General features: G+C 60.5%; 16 protein-coding genes, 1 tRNA gene and 1 pseudogene. 6 read left to right on the top strand and 12 right to left on the bottom strand.

All coding sequences use genetic code 11. The features are described 5' to 3' along the window. Positions 1 to 284: 284 nt before the first annotated feature. The 6 genes from JSS95_11235 to JSS95_11210 all read right to left on the bottom strand — a co-directional run bounded on the left by JSS95_11235 (position 285) and on the right by JSS95_11210 (position 4,009). Positions 285 to 358: transfer RNA gene (locus JSS95_11235), tRNA-Gln, on the bottom strand. A 38-nt stretch (positions 359 to 396) separates the two neighbouring features. Next, the gene (locus JSS95_11230; protein MBS1800390.1) at positions 397 to 1,200 is read right to left on the bottom strand and encodes a hypothetical protein; all 804 of its coding nucleotides are present in this window, start codon (positions 1,198 to 1,200) and stop codon (positions 397 to 399) included. A 516-nt stretch (positions 1,201 to 1,716) separates the two neighbouring features. Continuing rightward, positions 1,717 to 2,136, bottom strand: coding sequence for a PIN domain-containing protein (locus JSS95_11225; GenBank protein ID MBS1800389.1), 420 nt, complete (start codon positions 2,134 to 2,136; stop codon positions 1,717 to 1,719). Next, a complete protein-coding gene (locus JSS95_11220; protein ID MBS1800388.1) occupies positions 2,130 to 2,363 on the bottom strand; it encodes an AbrB/MazE/SpoVT family DNA-binding domain-containing protein in 234 nt (77 codons plus the stop codon). The genes JSS95_11225 and JSS95_11220 overlap by 7 nt, the downstream gene beginning before the upstream one ends. 51 nt (positions 2,364 to 2,414) lie before the next feature. After that, entirely contained in the window at positions 2,415 to 3,443 is a 1,029-nt protein-coding gene (locus JSS95_11215) for a TonB family protein (protein MBS1800387.1), read from the bottom strand. Beyond that, a complete protein-coding gene (locus JSS95_11210; protein ID MBS1800386.1) occupies positions 3,440 to 4,009 on the bottom strand; it encodes an RNA polymerase sigma factor in 570 nt (189 codons plus the stop codon). Before JSS95_11210 ends, JSS95_11215 begins: the two co-directional genes overlap by 4 nt. Positions 4,010 to 4,339: 330 nt before the next feature. Between JSS95_11210 and ggt the strand changes: the two genes are divergently transcribed. The 4 genes from ggt (at position 4,340) to JSS95_11190 (ending at position 9,598) form a co-directional block, all read left to right on the top strand. After that, entirely contained in the window at positions 4,340 to 5,980 is a 1,641-nt protein-coding gene (gene ggt / locus JSS95_11205; GenBank protein MBS1800385.1) for a gamma-glutamyltransferase, read from the top strand. A gap of 68 nt (positions 5,981 to 6,048) precedes the next feature. Further along, positions 6,049 to 6,750: a carbonic anhydrase gene (locus tag JSS95_11200; GenBank protein ID MBS1800384.1), complete on the top strand. Its 702-nt coding sequence runs from the start codon at positions 6,049 to 6,051 to the stop codon at positions 6,748 to 6,750. A 69-nt stretch (positions 6,751 to 6,819) separates the two neighbouring features. Beyond that, positions 6,820 to 7,497: a hypothetical protein gene (locus JSS95_11195; protein ID MBS1800383.1), complete on the top strand. Its 678-nt coding sequence runs from the start codon at positions 6,820 to 6,822 to the stop codon at positions 7,495 to 7,497. Positions 7,498 to 7,612: 115 nt separating this feature from the next. Then, positions 7,613 to 9,598 carry a family 20 glycosylhydrolase gene (locus JSS95_11190; protein MBS1800382.1) on the top strand — a complete coding sequence of 662 codons (1,986 nt, stop codon included), beginning with the start codon at positions 7,613 to 7,615 and terminating at the stop codon, positions 9,596 to 9,598. A 31-nt stretch (positions 9,599 to 9,629) separates the two neighbouring features. On the opposite strand, the gene JSS95_11185 is transcribed toward JSS95_11190, so the two are convergent. The 4 genes and pseudogenes from JSS95_11185 to JSS95_11170 form a co-directional block, all read right to left on the bottom strand. Continuing rightward, the gene (locus tag JSS95_11185) at positions 9,630 to 10,043 is read right to left on the bottom strand and encodes an ester cyclase (GenBank protein MBS1800381.1); all 414 of its coding nucleotides are present in this window, start codon (positions 10,041 to 10,043) and stop codon (positions 9,630 to 9,632) included. Positions 10,044 to 10,074: 31 nt separating this feature from the next. Further along, positions 10,075 to 10,902, bottom strand: coding sequence for an alpha/beta hydrolase (locus JSS95_11180; protein ID MBS1800380.1), 828 nt, complete (start codon positions 10,900 to 10,902; stop codon positions 10,075 to 10,077). Positions 10,903 to 10,987: 85 nt separating this feature from the next. Beyond that, positions 10,988 to 11,464, bottom strand: a pseudogene (locus tag JSS95_11175) (nuclear transport factor 2 family protein). A gap of 11 nt (positions 11,465 to 11,475) precedes the next feature. Next, positions 11,476 to 12,222: an SGNH/GDSL hydrolase family protein gene (locus JSS95_11170; GenBank protein MBS1800379.1), complete on the bottom strand. Its 747-nt coding sequence runs from the start codon at positions 12,220 to 12,222 to the stop codon at positions 11,476 to 11,478. A 234-nt stretch (positions 12,223 to 12,456) separates the two neighbouring features. On the opposite strand from JSS95_11170, the gene JSS95_11165 reads away from it, so the two are divergent. Together JSS95_11165 and asnS are read left to right on the top strand one after the other, a co-directional pair. Continuing rightward, on the top strand, positions 12,457 to 13,323 hold the full coding sequence (locus JSS95_11165) for a sugar phosphate isomerase/epimerase (GenBank protein ID MBS1800378.1): 867 nt from the start codon (positions 12,457 to 12,459) through the stop codon (positions 13,321 to 13,323). Between the two features lie 59 nt (positions 13,324 to 13,382). Beyond that, positions 13,383 to 14,732 (top strand): asparagine--tRNA ligase, encoded by a 1,350-nt coding sequence (gene asnS / locus JSS95_11160; GenBank protein MBS1800377.1) that lies wholly within the window; start codon positions 13,383 to 13,385, stop codon positions 14,730 to 14,732. On the opposite strand, the gene JSS95_11155 is transcribed toward asnS, so the two are convergent. Continuing rightward, complete coding sequence (locus JSS95_11155; GenBank protein MBS1800376.1) at positions 14,733 to 15,377, bottom strand: STAS-like domain-containing protein; 645 nt, start codon at positions 15,375 to 15,377, stop codon at positions 14,733 to 14,735. Positions 15,378 to 15,457: 80 nt separating this feature from the next. After that, a complete protein-coding gene (locus tag JSS95_11150; protein ID MBS1800375.1) occupies positions 15,458 to 16,000 on the bottom strand; it encodes a hypothetical protein in 543 nt (180 codons plus the stop codon). Positions 16,001 to 16,255 lie beyond the last annotated feature (255 nt).

The following is a 16,255-nucleotide window of genomic DNA, read 5'->3' as shown; positions in this document are numbered from 1 at the left end:
CGCTCACGTGTGAAACCTCCAGAGGCTGGTTGACCTTGAATAGTTCCTGCTGCTTTACGTCTTACCGGAGTCTTGTTGCGACCCCGTACCGCTCAAAATCCTTGTTGCGAATCCTGAAACTGCTCTTACTAAGACTGTCCTTCCAAACTGCTCTGCTTCCCGTTCACCGGCCGCATCTTTGTTTCTTTCCGCAGGCCGCGGGATTCAAATCCAATCACCTCGCGGCATTTTTGTTGCTGCCGCTAAACCCTAAACTTCTACTCTTCGCACAAGCGAACGACTCATGGCTGGGCGACTAGGATTCGAACCTAGACAAAGTGCGTCAAAGGCACTTGACCTACCATTAGTCGATCGCCCAGTAATCGGTGGGAAGCCTCATTCGGCTGCCCGCCCAGGTCACCCTGCGAACATTCTCGTCCAGTACTCACTCCGAGGCAAGGTCTTCGTAATCAGAGCCTTGGTCCCAGCCTCCTGGACGCGATGTTGAGCCGCTCGTGCGTCCCGCTCGGACCGGTAAAGTCCAAACAGAGCCGAACCCGAACCCGAGAGCGCCGCATAAAGCGCAGCCCCGGAACCGGTACCCATCAGTTGACGCTTGATTTCACGCAAGGAGGGATAAGCAGGAAAGACGACCCGTTCAAAGTCGTTTTCAACCCCGGTGCGGACAAGCGCGAGAAGGGTATTCTCCGCCAGATCATCCACTTGACCGCCCTGAGCCTGCTCAGAGCCTCCCTGCTTGTCGGCCGTTTTTTGACCGGCAGGGTTCGAGCCACGGATGATACCGGAAGTGCCTGGCTCCGCATACAACGATGCGAAAGCGAGACTCAACTCCTTTAGTCTATCGGGATTGTTCAAGTCAGTCAATGAACCGGGCACCGCAGTCAACAAATGCCCGGGTGCCCCATCCTTCGCACCGCGAAGGGTGGGATAAACACTCCCCGACTCACCCACGGACTCGGGTGCCCCATCTTCGACGCCGGAGGCTGCTAAGGTGGGTTCGCAGGATACCTCCCGACCCTCTGTATCTCCTTGATCTTGCTCCATTAAGGACACGGCTTCAGTCGTGCCGTAAGGCTCCCCCCGAGAGGAAGGGGCTTCAGCCCCTGGGGTACCCCCCACCAACGCATCCCAGTGCCGAAACGCCTGCGGCGTGCTCACTCCCACCTCAGGAACCGCTATCACACAGAAAACAGAAGACATATCCGGCAGCGGAATCACCTGCTCCCCGCGCCCAAGCCCCAGCACCGCCCCGCCCAGCAGAAACAGCGGCACATCCGACCCCACCTCACCAGCCAGCCGTAACCGCTCACTCCCCGGCAGCGCTACCTCCAGCTCCCGCTCCAACCCGATCAACGCCGCTGCCGCATTCGCCGAACCCGCCCCCATGCCCCCCTGCACCGGCAGCCGCTTCTCTATATGGATGGCCACCTCAGCCGCCACACCCATCCGCGCAAGCGCCTTCTCGACCATCTTCCAGCAGGTGTTCTTCGCATCGGTCGGGACACGCTCGTCGTTCGTCGTCAGCGTGATCTTCGTCCCCGCCGCGCGAGCCGCCGAGACCGTCACCAGATCATGCAGATCCAGCGTCTGGTAAAGCGTAGCCAACCCATGAAAGCCATCCGGCCGAGTGGGGCCGATAGCGAGGCCGAGGTTGATCTTTGAGTAGGAGCGAACGAGCGTCGACATGCGACTTCCATTCTATTCGTCGGCCTTCCGCTATTGCTTCTTCTTCAGCGGCAGAAACTCGATCCGCACGTCCTTCTGCGCTGGCTTCGCATCAAAGTCCGCCGTCACCAGAATATGTTCCGGCGAATCCTCCGCCAGATCGATCCCAAACGCATCAGCGTAAGGAATCTTACGTAGGTTCTTTATCGTGGCGCTGCGCACAGCCCGATCCGCCGTCACCGAAACGACCTCGAACCCAAACGCCGATAACCGCGATAGTGCAGCACGCATACCGGCCTCGCCATGACGTTTCATCACGATCCCGGCAATCTCACCCCAGTGGATCGTTGAGATCGCTACACGGGCCTTTCCCGCAACATGCTTTTTGACGATCTGCTCGACTCTCTCTGCTCCGGCTTCATCGTCCAGATAACGCAAAACAGCGCTGGCATCTAGAACATATGTCACCATCGTTCGGCTCGCCGTTCCCGCTGAAGCTCAGCAGCCATCGAAGACCCGCCAGCAAACATTCCGCGAGTCTCTTCGACCAGACGCTCCGTAACAGGGCGCAGCAGAATAGCGCCATCTTCAATCGTCAACGCAACTTGGTCCCCGGGCTCAAGGCCAAGGGCATCACGCATCTTCGCCGGAATGACCAGCTGGCCTTTTGTGCTGACAGTAGTAATCAATCCATTCATGACTTACTACTATATCAAACGTAAGACGTTGGTGTATGAAGTAGGTAATTTTCAGAAGATCTGGAAGTTCACGATCACATACATCTCCACCGTCACCGGCTTGCCGTTGTCCATCGCAGGCTTGAACCGATACTGCTTCACTGCTTCGAGCGCCTTTTCGTCCAGTCCCATTCCGATCCCCTGAATCACACGAGCATGCGTCGGGTTGCCGCGCTCATCCACCCATATATAGACAGTTACGTCACCCGATACCTTCGCCTTCCGCGCCTCCTCGGAGAACTCCGGCTCAGGCTTATAAATTACAACCGGCATACTCACCGAGCCTCCCACATGCCGCAGACCACCGCCTCGATTGCCTCCGCTGCCCGGCCCCACCCCGGGCCCATCGCCCGGTCCGATCCCCGTGCCCCGGCCATCGCCCATCGACACCCCCGCCAACGGCGAGTTCGGCATTCCCACATTCGGCATCACGTTGTCCGCCAGCTTCACCTGCTGCATCACGATCGTCGGCTCCATCGCTATCTTTGGCTCAATCTTCGGCGGCTGCGACGGCGGCACGATCTGCTGGTCCGCCAGCTTTGGAAGATGTCCTTTACTCACCGGCATCTCTCCCGGCTGCCCTCCGCCACCGCCAGAACGCTCCATACTCTTCGCCGTAATCTGCAACACGGGCTCGATCAGCGGAGTCACTGTCCCGCGGACAGGATCGACATCGCGAATCTGCGCCCGCACCACAAAGCCGATCAGGAAGATCGCCATCGCATGAACCGCAACCGCATATGCCGTCGACGAATAGCTGCCGTCCACCGCCATTCGATCCGTCACAGCAACCGGACGTGACTCCAGCACCAGCGGAGGAAGCCTGCGAGGAAACAACGCCTCCCGCAGACCATTCCACAACGAAGCGAAGATGCTCTCGCTCGAAAGCCCACCCGCCAGTACAAGAACATCCGTTACCGGCGACACTGAAACACGCGCAGCCGACATCACCCTCCGCTCCAAACCCTCGGCTGGCTCAGGATTCGCGGCTTCATGCAGCACGGAGCCCAGCAACATCTCGAACTCGATCTCGTCTCTCATCGCCGCACCCCCTTCATGGCCTCGAACCTCTTCTTCAACTCCGCCTTCGCGCGCATCACCCGCGTCCTTACTGTACCCTCGGGGATTCCCATCACGGCGGCTACCTCTACCGAGGTCATCTCCTCGATCGCCGACAACACCAGAGGCCTTCGCAGATCCTCCGGCAGTGCATCGATCATCTGCCGCAGGAGCTCGCGCTCATCACCCCCTGCAGCCAGCGCCTCAGGAGACTCCCTCTTCTCCGCCACATCAAGTTCACTAACGTCCGGAACACTGCCCGTCGCCTTCAGGCGATCGAGCGCCACTCTCCAGACCGTCTTCGCGAGAAACGCCCGCTCATTCTCCATGCGCACCCAGCCGCCGGTGCGGTAGAGCTTCAGAAACGCCTCCTGCACGGCATCCTCGGCGTCATGTGCGTTTCCCAGCAGGCCGCGCGCAACGCGAAACATCGTTCGCGAATGCCGCTCCACCAGCGCCGCGAACTCCTGCTCGGAGGCAACCTCATCTTCAGTCGCCGCTGGCCGCTCGCCCTGCTCACGCTCCGTCCACTCTGCTGCCAGGTCCATGCGCTCTATCCGCTCTCACCCTCTAAGACCGGCCGCGCGGCAAAACCGTTCATTTTTTCCGTGAGAAAAATCTGATGAGAAACTGGGTGCCCGATCTTCGCGACGCGCTTCATCATCGTTAAGGCAGGTTTGCGGGGTGCCAACCAGCCCAATCCAAGCTATCCTTATCGAAATCCAACGCCTTCAACCGGCCACGAAGTCCGCTCCAGGAGCAAAGCCTTGCGCCCCACCGCCGTCCGCCTCTCCGCCTCCATCGTTGCCCTCTCCCTTGCCGCTGTCTCGGCCGTCGCTCAGCAGACCGGCCTTGAGCCAACGCGCGCCGCGCACGCGATGGTCGTCTCGATTCACCACGACGCCTCCGACGCCGGCGTTGAGGTCCTCAAGAAGGGCGGCAACGCCGTCGACGCAGCCGTGGCAGTCGGCTTTGCGCTCGCCGTCGTCTATCCCGCCGCAGGCAACATCGGCGGAGGCGGATTCATGCTCATCCGCGACAACCGCGGCAAGACGCACTTCCTCGACTACCGCGAGAAGGCCCCCGCCGCCGCCTCGCGCGACATGTACCTCGACGCCGAGGGCAATGTCGTCCCCGGCATGTCGCTGGTCGGCTTCAAGGCCTCGGGCGTCCCCGGCTCCGTCGCAGGACTTACCTATGCGCAGCAGCACTTCGGCAAACTCTCGCTCGCTGAAGACATGGCACCCGCCATCCGTCTCGCCAGCGAAGGCTTCATCCTCACCGAAGAAGAAGCCCGCAACCTGCACAGCAAGAACCTCACGCGCTTCCCCGTATCCGCAAAAATCTTCCAGCGCGACGGCGACTTCTATAACGCGGGCGACACCTTCAAGCAGCCCGAGCTGGCCGAGACGCTGCGGCGCATCGCCAAAGACCCTGCTGATTTCTACAAGGGAGCCATGGCACAGCAGATCGCCGCCTTCGAGAAGGAGAACGGCGGCAACATCACCGCCGAAGACCTTGCCGCCTACCAGGTGAAGGAGCGCAAGCCCATCACGGGCAAGTACCGCGGCTACGACCTCGTCACCGCGCCGCCGCCCTCCTCCGGCGGCATCGTGCTCGTCGAGATCCTCAACATCCTTTCCGGCTACAACCTCGCGAAGCTCGGTCCCGACCGCAGCGCGCCGCAGGTGCACATCATCGCCGAGGCCTTTCGCCGCGCCTACATGGACCGAGCCGACTATCTGGGCGATCCCGACTTCAACCAGCTTCCCTTGAAACAGATGGCGAACCCGAAGTACGCCAAGGCGTGGCGCGCGTCGATCCATCGCAACCGGCCGACGCCCAGCAAAGATCTCGTCCGCCCCGCCGGCTTCCTGCCTCCGCCTCCGCAGGCTACTCCCGTGAAGGAGTCCACGCAGACCACGCACTACTCCGTCGTCGATGCCGACGGCATGGCCGTCGCGACTACCACCACGCTCAACGGCGGCTTCGGCTCCGGAGTCACCGTCGAAGGCCTCGGCTTCCTGCTCAACAACGAGATGGACGACTTCACCTCGAAGGTCGGCGTGCCCAACGTCTACGGCCTCATTCAGAGCCCGGCCAACTCCATCGCCCCCGGCAAGCGTCCGCTCTCGGCCATGACGCCCACCATCATCACGCGCAAGGGCAAGCTCGCCTATGTGATGGGAACGCCAGGCGGCTCGACCATCATCACCACCGTCGCCAACGACATCATCAGCTCCATCGACAACGGTCTCAACATCCAGGCTGTCGCCGACGCCCCGCGCTTCCACCACCAGTACCTTCCCGATCGCCTCGACTTTGAAAAGAAGTTCAACCGCGAGGTCGTCGAACAGATGAAGGCCATGGGCTACGAGACCAACCTCAACCAGATGGCCGACGAAAAGACCTCCGGCGTCTGGGGCGACAGCGAGCTGATCGCCGTCGATCCAAAGACCGGCGAACTGCTGGGCGGACATGACTCCCGCCGCAACTACGGCAAGGCCGCAGGTTATTAATTCCTGTAGCTTTTACAGTTGGTTGCGCTATGATGCGGCGTGCTCGAATAACTCGAGTGGAGGTCTTCATGCAAGATCAGGGCCGCCGTAAATTTCTCTATACCGCAAGCGCATCGTTGGCTATACCGGCACTTACCAGGCTAAACGCCTTCGCCGCTCCCACAGCCAAACCCGCCCCGCCTGCCGACGACGTTCTCAAGCAGATGCTCGAGGGCAACAAGCGATTCGCTTCAGGAGCCTCCACACATCCTCGCCGCACGCCCGCCGACTTCAAGCCGCTCGCAGCCGGGCAAAGTCCCGTTGCCTGCGTCGTCGCCTGCGCCGACTCGCGCGTCACTCCCGAGATCCTCTTCGACCTCGGCATCGGAGAGCTCTTTATTGTGCGCGTCGCTGGCAACTACGTCGACGGCGCCGGCCCTTCCGTCAAAGGCTCCGTGGAGTACGCCGTCGCCGAGCTTGGCGTCTCGCTGGTGATGATCCTCGGGCACAGCCAGTGCGGTGCCGTGAAGGCCGCCATCCAGCACCTGCACGACAAGGATGCCCTTCCCGGCGCGATCAACGACCTCGTCAACGCCATCAAGCCCGCCGTGCTGGACTCGCAGCATCAGTCAGGCGATCCACTGGGGAATGCCATCCGCGCCAACGTGGCACGCGGCGTCGATCGGCTCAAAGGGCTCGGTCCGATCGTTGCGCCCGCGGTAGCCTCCGGCAAGATCAAGATCGCGGGCGCCGTCTACGACCTCGCCACCGGCAAAGTGAACATGGTCTGAAGCGGCAAGTATTCTTCCGTTATCGCATCTCGAACGATGACCAGAGTGAGGTTCTGGAGAATACCGGTGATGCGCGCAAATGCCCTTCAAACCTTCACCCTCGCAATCGCCGCTCATAGCCTTGCTCTGGCCTCGTTCGCGCAGAAGCCCGATCTCCGCGCCGGCGGCCCCAATCCTTCCTCCATCCCCAACCACCAGACGGCGAAGGTCGTTCTGCCCGGCTACTATCTGGCGGGCGCGCAGTTCACCGTCGACGGCTCATGCACTCTCGTCTCCTACACGGCGAGCGATCGGCAGATCGTCATGATGCTCACTGGAAACCGGCCGATCGCCGACGGCGAAGGCTACTGCAATCTTCACGTCAAGACCGCCGCCGGACATGCCGACGCGTGGATGATCGTCGACTTCACCGGCCGCGAGCAGGAGCTGATCAAGAAAAACGCCCGCGCCGCCGAGCGCGAACACACGCGGGCCTTTCTCGCCCGCAGCGGGAGCCGCTGGACCCTCCACTTCCAGGACGGATCTACCGACACTTACACATCCAAACCGGACTCCGAACCCGGCCTCGCTGCCTTCTCCGACGGCGCAGGCAACGAGGTAAAAATAGCCGTCGGCAACGACAATACCGTCACCATTCTCAGCGCTCAATGTTGGCGCACCGGCACATTATCCAGTGGGCGCGTGGCCAACGGCAGATCGAATGGAGCGTGCGCTCCGCCTGGACCCTGGACCGCGACCATGCAGTGACGCAGATCTGTAATTGCGGGTGGCTTTTGGCTCCATCCTGTATGCTTGTCCAGACAATTTCCCCAGGAGAGCACCTGCCTTGAAACGAGCCCTCACTCTCGCCTGCACCCTGCTTATGTCCTCCCTGCTTCCATCCCAGACCTTCACCAACACCCTGATGCCGCAGCCCGCGCATCTTACCGCCGCCACTGGTGCGTTCCCATGGACCACCTCCGTCACCGTCGGCGTCACGCACTTCAGCGACCAGCGCCTCGACGACGCCGTCCAGCGCGCTCTGCTCGATCTCGAGCGCAAGACCGGCGTCCCGCGCCAGCGCTCCATCACCACCAGCGCCGCCTCCACGCTCGCCATCGACGTCGACGGCGCAGGCGAAGCAGTTCAGTCCATCGACGAGGACGAATCCTACGCGCTTGCGGTCACACCTGCGGGCATCAAGCTCCACGCCGCCACCGTCGTCGGAGCCATGCGCGGCCTCACCACGCTTGAGCAACTCATTCAGTCCAACGGCAACGGCTTCATCGTCCCCGCCGTCCAGATCGAAGACTCGCCGCGCTTCCGCTGGCGCGGCCTGATGATCGACTCCGGCCGCCACTTCGAGCCCGTCGAAGTCATCAAGCGCAACCTCGATGCGATGGCCGCCGTGAAACTCAACGTCTTCCACTGGCACCTCACAGAAGACCAGGGCTTCCGCATCGAGAGCAAGCTCTACCCCAAACTGTCCGGCATGGGCTCCGACGGCCTCTTCTATACGCAGGACCAGGCGCGCGAGATCGTCGCCTACGCCCGCGCGCGCGGCATCCGCGTCGTACCTGAGTTCGACATGCCCGGCCACACACGTAGCTGGCTGGTCGGCTATCCCGAGCTCTCCAGCGACCCCGGCCCCTACACCATCCGCCGCGAGTTCGGCGTCGAAGGTGTCGCCATGGACCCGACCAAGGAGAGCACGTACCAGTTCATCGATGGCTTCCTCGGTGAGATGGCCACCATCTTCCCCGATCCCTACCTCCACCTCGGAGGCGACGAGACACCCGGCACACAGTGGAAGGCCAACCCCCGCGTCGTCGCCTTCATGAAGGAGCACAACTTCAAGAACACCGAGGAGCTCCAGACCTATTTCAGCCAGAAGGTGCTCGAGCTTGCGAAGAAGCACGGCAAGCACATGGTCGGCTGGGATGAGATCCTCAACCCCGCGCTTCCCACCGACGCCATCATCCACTCCTGGCGCGGAGCCAAGTCGCTCTACGACGCGGCAGGGCGCGGCTACCAGGGCATCCTGTCGCAGCCGTACTACCTCGACCACATGAAATCTGCCGAAGAATATTACCTCGCAGACCCGCTGCCAGCCGGCAACGGCCTCACGCCGGAGCAGGCGAGGCTCGTCCTTGGCGGCGAAGCCTGCATGTGGGGAGAGCACGTCAATGAGCTCTCCATCGACTCGCGCATCTGGCCCCGCACCGCGGCGGTAGCCGAGCGTCTCTGGTCGCCCGCTGCCACCCGCGACGTCGACGACATGTACCGCCGCCTCGGGGTCGAGTCGCTGCGCATCGAAGCCCTCGCCGGAACCACACACCTGACCCATGAAGGCGCGGCGCTGCGCGAGCTCGCCGGAACGGAAGACATCAACGCCCTCCGCGTCTTCTCCTCCGTCCTGCAACCCGTTCCCTTCGGTGACCGCTACCGCGGCCAACACACCTCGCAGCTCACGCCGCTCGACCTGCTCGTCGACGCCGTGCGCCCCGACCCGCCCTCGCGTCAACAGATAGCCGTCCTCGTCCGCGACCTGCTCAAGTCGCCGAAGGCGAACAGCGACGCGCGCAACCAACTCATCCGCGCCTTTGAGAGCTGGACTGCCGCCGCCCCTGCCGTCGAGGCACAGATGGACCGCTCACCCCTGCTCGCCGCTGCTCGCCCACGCGCCCAGCAACTTGCGCAACTAGGTAAAGCTGGCCAGCAGGCGCTCGAATACCTCGCCGGCAAGAAGGCCCCCGCAGGATGGAAGCAGTCAAGCCTCGCTGCAATCGAAGCCGCGCGTAAGCCGCAGTCGCTCGTGCGCTTCACCGTGCTCGATCCGCTGCACGACCTCGTCAACGCCGTGCAGTAACAACCTGAGCAGCTCCGGCGTCGTAGGACAACTACGGCGCCGGAACCACGCCGAGCTGCTGCATCATCCCCAGGCTGTCCATCAGGATGCGGCTGTCGGTCATCAAACCGCCTACGACCCGGTCGATCACCACGCCCTTCACCTTCACGCTCCTGCCAGTAGCCGGGACACCGAGAAAGACTCCGCGATGCGTCCCGGTCCACGTAAAGCGGCTCGCCACCTTTTCTCCCTCTTCGATCACCTCGTCGATGACCCAGTGAATATCGGGAAACGCAGAGCGCATCATGGCGATGACCTCCTTCAACCCTTCACGGCCTTGCCTTTGCCCCGGCAACGGATCCAACTCTACAAAGTCCAGCGCGACGATCTCGTCGGCAACTTCGAGCCGTCCCCGGTTAATGACCTCTTCCACAAAGCGTGCGACCACCGTATGATTCCCAGCCATCCATCCTCCAGAGCATCCCACCGTCACAACTCTACTTGAGAAAGTCCACCAGCAGCGGATTCACCTTGTCCGCATGAGTCGTCAGCAGGCCGTGCGGAGCGCCTTCGATCACCGCCAGCCTGCTGCCGCGGATCGCCTGACGCAGCGGCCGCGCCGTCCCGTCGATCGGCAGCGTCCTGTCGGCGTCGCCGTGAATGATCAGCGTCGGCACATTGATCTTCGCCACGTCCTCGCGGAAGTCTGTCCACCACGTCCTGATGCAGTTCAGCGTTCCCATCGGCGAGGCCATCGAAGCAATCTGCCAGCTATAGCGAAGGTCTTCCTCCGTCAGCCGCGAACCGAGCAGGTCGTCGGCGTTGTAGAAGTTCTCCAGGAACGACGTCAGGAAACCCAGCCGGTTCTTCTTCGCCGCGGCCTCAAGCTCGAGCCTTACACTCGCATCCACTCCTCCGGGATTCGCCTCCGACTTCAGCAGAAACGGAGGCACTGCCGAGATGAACACCGCCCGTTCAACATGCGTAGCCCCAAACCTTCCCATAAAACGAGCCACCTCGCCCCCGCCCATCGAAAAGCCCACCAGCGAAAAGCGGTTCAGGCTGAGATGCTTCGTCAGCTTGCACAGATCTTCGGCGAAGACATCGTAGTTGTAGCCCAGCAGCGTCTGACTCGACTGCCCAAAGCCGCGCCGGTCATACGTAATCACACGAAGCCCCGCATCCAGCAGCGCCGCCGTCTGCTTCTCCCACGACCGCCCGCTCAGCGGAAACCCATGGATCAGGATCACCGGCTTCCCGGTGCCATGGTCCTCAAAGTAAATATCGATGTCGCCCGCATCCCGTCCTACCGTAAGGTATGGCATCTGTTCCTCCACGCACCGCTGTCTGCTGTAACGATTGCGCAAACATACTAAGACCGGAGACGCGATGTTCCCAATAAAAATTGGGCTATAGCCCCAATTCGCTCAGGCTGGGATGGTCGTCAGGCCGACGGCCTGTGGGCCAGCGATAAAGGCGCTGCTCCTCTGTGATGGCAAGGTCGTTGATGCTGGCGTGCCTGCGTTTCATCAAGCCGTGGTCGTCAAACTCCCAGTTTTCGTTCCCGTAGCTGCGCCACCACTGCCCACTGACGTCATGGCACTCGTAAGCAAACCGCACCGCGATCCTCGCATCATCGAACGCCCACAGCTCCTTGATCAGCCGGTAGTCCAGCTCGTGCGCCCACTTGCGCGTAAGGAATGCGACGATCTCCACGCGGCCGTTCACAAACTCCGAACGGTTCCTCCATCTGCTGTCCACCGTATACGCCAGCGAGACGCGCTCGGGATCGCGCGTGTTTCACGCATCCTCCGCCATGCGAACCTTCCTGACTGCGCTCTCATGGGTAAACGGCGGAATGATCGGGGCCTGCACTACATGTGTCATCGCGAATCTCCTTACTTCGCCAGCGCTTGCGCAATCGCCTTCTCCGCCAGCGGCGACATCATCGCGTACCCCTTCGCCGTCGGGTGCACGCCATCAAGCGCAAGCTCCGCGTCGAGTCCGCCATTCGCGTTCGCCATCGCCGTATAGTAGTCCAGATACACCAGCCCCTCGCGCTGGCACATCGCCTTCAGGCGCGCATTCATGTCGCGAATCTTCTCCGCCGGCTGCACCGCGGGCTGCCACTTGTAGTGGTCCGCCGGGAGGATCGACGACACCACCATCTTTATATTGTTCGCGCGCGCCACTGCCAACATCGACATAAAGTTGTCCTCGATCATCTCCGGCGACGACGGCCCTGTATTCCCCGCAATGTCGTTCGTACCCGCAAGAACCACCACGACGGCTGGCTTCAGATGCACCACGTCCTGCTCAAACCGCACCAGCATCTGCGGTGTCGTCTGTCCGCTGATGCCGCGGCCGATATAGCCCTTGCCCGGAAAGAACTCGTCCGCGTGCTGCGCCCACGCGTCCGTAATCGAGTCGCCATAGAACACAACGCGCTTCTCTCCGTTCGCCGGAGCAGCCAGAGTGGCATTGGCCGCGCGATAGCGATCCAGTTGCGCCCAGTCGGCCAGCTTCTTTTTCATCGTGTCGATCTGCTTCTGCGCATCGGGTTGAACTGCCGCAGCGGGAGCTGCCGTCTGCGCCCACATCCCCATGCTCCCACACGCCAACGATCCCAACAAAGCCACCCGCATCCAGCTCATCCGCTATCTCCTCTTCTTCGCAAAACCGTGCAAGCCAGCATAACTCCCCAAAAGCCTACCTCGCTCGCACGTTGACGTATTTGTCATCCTGAGCGAAGCGCAGCGAAGTCGAAGGACCTGCATTTTCTATGGGTACCTCACCTTCGACGCGGTCTCACTGCGCCTAAGGTGAGTTTGCACAATGAAAAATCTCCACACGCCGCCTTGATGTACCCTTTGTTCACCATGCAGCCCGGAATCTCGACGCACGTCTTCCTTTCCCAGCGCCTCCACCCGGGCCTCCTCGACGCGCTCAAGAACAGTGGCGCAAAGACCATCGAACTCTTCGCCGCGCGTCACCACTTCGACTACACCGACCGTGCCCAGCTTCGTGAGGTCGCCCTCTGGTTCCGCGACAACGGCATCAACGCCACGCTGCATCAGCCCATTCACAACCGCGAACAATCCGAGAACTGGTCGCGCCACGTCTCCGCCACGCTCTCGCTCATCTCCCCCGAGAAGACGCGCCGCATCGACGCCATGGACGAGGTCAAACGCGCGCTCGAGTCCGCCGAGATGGTCCCCATCTCCGCCGCCACCCTTCACCTCGGCCTTAAGGACGACCCCTGGGACACCCGCGCCATTGAGAACTCGCTCACCGCCATCGAGCACCTCAAAGCCTTCGCGCATCCTCTGGGCATCAAAATTCTGCTCGAGAACCTGCAAAACGAAGTCACCACCCCCGAACACTTACTGGAGATCCTGCACATCGGCCACTTCGACAACGTCGGCATCACGCTCGACATCGGCCACGCACATCTCAGCGACACAGGCATCGACCATGCCTTCGAGCTGCTGAAGCCACGCATCCACCAACTCAATCTGCACGACAACAAGGGTATGCGCGACGAACACCTGTGGCCCGGAGCAGGCGAGATCGACTTCGCCAGCGTCTACAAGCTCGCATCAGCGCTCCCCGCTGAAGTCCCCGGCATCCTCGAGATCGCCCACGACCTCAACGAGACCGCAGAGAGTGCGACAGCCAAAGCCACCGCCGCCTTCGACCAGACCGCCCGCTCCGCTGAAGACCTTCTTCTGCCCAACCCCAGCTGAGAACCGTTAGAGCGGTCGTTTTCTCCGGTACTCTTAAATCCGGAAGGTAAAACCGCGCCATGCCCGAACTCGCCACCATCGCCTCACTCGCCGCACACGAAGGCCAGACCGTCACGCTCCGCGGATGGCTCTACAACATCCGCTCCTCGGGCAAGCTACTCTTCCCCACCTTCCGCGACGGCACCGGCACCATCCAGGGCATCGTCCCCAAAGCCGCCGTCCCCGAGCACGTCTTCGAGACCCTCAAGAACCTCCAGCTCGAATCCTCCCTCACCGTCACCGGCAAAGTCCGTGCCGACTCCCGCGCTCCCTCCGGCTACGAGCTCGACGTCGAAGACATCCACATCATCTCCCCCGTCTCCGCCGACGACCCCTTCCCCATCACCCTCAAAGAACACGGCGTCGACTTCCTCATGGAGCATCGCCACCTCTGGCTCCGCACCCCGCGCCAGTCCGCCATCCTCCGCGTCCGCGCCACCATCATGCGCGCCGCCGCCGAGTACTTCGACACCAACGGCTTCATCCGCACCGACCCACCCATCCTCACGCCCAACGCCTGCGAAGGCACCTCCGAGCTCTTCGAGATGGACTACTTCGACGACGACAAGGCCTACCTCACCCAGTCCGGCCAGCTCTACATCGAAGCCACCGCGCTCGCCCTCGGCAAGGTCTACAGCTTCGGCCCCACCTTCCGCGCCGAAAAATCCAAGACCCGCCGCCACCTCACCGAGTTCTGGATGATCGAGCCCGAAGTCGCCTATCTCGAACTCAACGGCCTGATGGACCTCGCCGAGGGCTTCATCACGCACATCGTCACCCGCGTGCTCGAGCAGCACCGCGCCGATCTCAAGGTCATCGGCCGCGACGTCGCCAAGCTCGAAGCCGTCATCGCACCCGGCACCGACGGCGAGCGCGTGCCATTTCCGCGCGTCAGCTATGAAGAGGCGCACGCCATGCTGGAGAAGGCCTTTGCCGAGTGCAAGATCGAGAATCCGCACAAGGACGGCGACGACTTCGGCAGCCCCGACGAGACCTACATCAGCTCACAATTCGACAAACCCGTGCTCGTCCACCGCTACCCCGCGGCCATCAAGGCCTTCTACATGCAGCCCGACCCGCACGACCCCACCAAGGCTCTCTGCCTCGACGTCCTCGCCCCCGAAGGCTACGGCGAGATCATCGGCGGCTCCCAACGCGTCGACAACTACGACCTCCTGAAGTCCCGCATCGAAGAACACAACCTCCCACTAGCCGCCTTCCAGTGGTACCTCGACCTGCGCAAATACGGCTCCGTCCCCCACGCCGGCTTCGGCATGGGAATCGAACGAGCCGTAGCTTGGATCTGCGGCCTCGACCACGTAAGAGAGACGATTCCGTTCGCTAGAACACTGAACCGGATTTATCCGTAATTAGGTAGTATTCTCATCAAAAATATAGTCGATAGTTTCACGAATTTCGGGAGTGGCATTCGTTATCTTGATTCGTTTATATGCGACCATGCCAATTTTCTTTACGGGTGTGGCGATAAGTGCACTCAGAAAGCTGTGTGGAGCAGTTTCGACATTCGAAAAATCGAGCAGTAAGTCCTTGCCTGATTCAAGAGCAGGAAGGAGTTTTCTGTCTCGTATGTTGATAGCTCCCTCTTTATTTTCTGCAAACTTTCCGAAGAAGTTCTCCACACTTAGTACGTAACGTTCAGCCAGTTCCTTACCTTCCCGACTTGCGATCTCTTTTGTCGCCGTCTCACGTGCCTGCGACAACATTTGATGAAGGTTGACTGGCATCTTTTTATGACTAAGTTTCAAGGTCACGAGTACAAACGTTCCTGGCCATTTCGAGCTCATCTGTCTTCCCGTAATATCACGTGGCGAGATATGCAACAGACCGTTCCCGGATACAAGATGCATGTCTGCATGCAGCTTTTGTACGATATTTGTTGACAGGTAAAGCCCAACGCCAGCGTTATTTTTCCCTGTGTAAGGATTGAGCTTTCCAAACGTGCCAGAAACTTGAGGCTTGATCGCCATTCTTAGGGCTTCCAGATCGTCTTCCATCGCTGGGTAAGCAAGCTCCAAATGGCGCTTTATACCAATGCCTAGATCTGCAATTATGAAACTAATCTCATTACGCTTTTCTACCATGTAAATTGAATGACTGACGGAAGTTGCTTTTTATTGCTATTGAACCAACGTTGACCATGTTCCATCGTGTTGTAAAGCAATTCCGATAAGACATATTGGAGAGTCTTCTCATATTCGACATTAAAGCCGCCTGCAAACTGCTCAGCCTTAGACAGTGCTTTGGCTGCATCTTCACGTTGTCGAATAGCAATGAGTGGCTTTACATTGCTTCCTTTGAATTGGGCCTTATTGTCACCTAGAACTTGCGACCACCCTACGGCACCCATCTTGCGCCACATATCACTAGGAGATGATTCCCTCGGATTCGGAGAAGGATCATTAAGTCTTATCCTAACTTGGTGACCTTTTGCTTTGAGATCCCAAACATAGAGAAGAAGCAAGCTTAGAGCTTGATAATTTGCGTATTTGCAGTGTCGTATATCAATTACGACGTCAGGATCAGTTATGTTCCAGTTAAACCAATTGAGAACTCCTGCAAAATTGTCTATATCTTTGCCTTTGAAAGTGAAAGCTGTGGGCAGCTCTAAAACTTGCATGGATGTCCTCTAGTTGCTCTTCTCAAGTTCTAAGAATACTTGAACGCCAACTCTATTCGAGCGCCGATTTGGACAGCAGCCCGTGACTATTCAACCAGTTCCGCTCGGCATACCATTACATAACCATGCGCCGGGTGCCCCATTCATGCGGTCTCATCGCATGATTGGGTCATTCGCGCATCGCGCGAACCCGAGGGAGTCTCTAGTGCCTCCGCCTCCCACTCGGCCCTAAGCTGCTCCTGATAACGCAATCCA

The organism is Acidobacteriota bacterium (assembly GCA_018268895.1).
In the GTDB taxonomy this organism is placed as follows: domain Bacteria; phylum Acidobacteriota; class Terriglobia; order Terriglobales; family Acidobacteriaceae; genus Edaphobacter.
This window is presented reverse-complemented; position numbering and strand designations above follow the sequence as displayed.

Coding starts and splice junctions, on each gene's coding strand:
- JSS95_11230 (MBS1800390.1), bottom strand. CDS start 1,200: ATGTCTTCTGTTTTCTGTGTGATAGCGGTTCCTGAGGTGGGAGTGAGC.
- JSS95_11225 (MBS1800389.1), bottom strand. CDS start 2,136: ATGGTGACATATGTTCTAGATGCCAGCGCTGTTTTGCGTTATCTGGAC.
- JSS95_11220 (MBS1800388.1), bottom strand. CDS start 2,363: ATGAATGGATTGATTACTACTGTCAGCACAAAAGGCCAGCTGGTCATT.
- JSS95_11215 (MBS1800387.1), bottom strand. CDS start 3,443: ATGAGAGACGAGATCGAGTTCGAGATGTTGCTGGGCTCCGTGCTGCAT.
- JSS95_11210 (MBS1800386.1), bottom strand. CDS start 4,009: ATGGACCTGGCAGCAGAGTGGACGGAGCGTGAGCAGGGCGAGCGGCCA.
- ggt (MBS1800385.1), top strand. CDS start 4,340: ATGGTCGTCTCGATTCACCACGACGCCTCCGACGCCGGCGTTGAGGTC.
- JSS95_11200 (MBS1800384.1), top strand. CDS start 6,049: ATGCAAGATCAGGGCCGCCGTAAATTTCTCTATACCGCAAGCGCATCG.
- JSS95_11195 (MBS1800383.1), top strand. CDS start 6,820: ATGCGCGCAAATGCCCTTCAAACCTTCACCCTCGCAATCGCCGCTCAT.
- JSS95_11190 (MBS1800382.1), top strand. CDS start 7,613: ATGTCCTCCCTGCTTCCATCCCAGACCTTCACCAACACCCTGATGCCG.
- JSS95_11185 (MBS1800381.1), bottom strand. CDS start 10,043: ATGGCTGGGAATCATACGGTGGTCGCACGCTTTGTGGAAGAGGTCATT.
- JSS95_11180 (MBS1800380.1), bottom strand. CDS start 10,902: ATGCCATACCTTACGGTAGGACGGGATGCGGGCGACATCGATATTTAC.
- JSS95_11170 (MBS1800379.1), bottom strand. CDS start 12,222: ATGCGGGTGGCTTTGTTGGGATCGTTGGCGTGTGGGAGCATGGGGATG.
- JSS95_11165 (MBS1800378.1), top strand. CDS start 12,457: ATGCAGCCCGGAATCTCGACGCACGTCTTCCTTTCCCAGCGCCTCCAC.
- asnS (MBS1800377.1), top strand. CDS start 13,383: ATGCCCGAACTCGCCACCATCGCCTCACTCGCCGCACACGAAGGCCAG.
- JSS95_11155 (MBS1800376.1), bottom strand. CDS start 15,377: ATGGAAGACGATCTGGAAGCCCTAAGAATGGCGATCAAGCCTCAAGTT.
- JSS95_11150 (MBS1800375.1), bottom strand. CDS start 16,000: ATGCAAGTTTTAGAGCTGCCCACAGCTTTCACTTTCAAAGGCAAAGAT.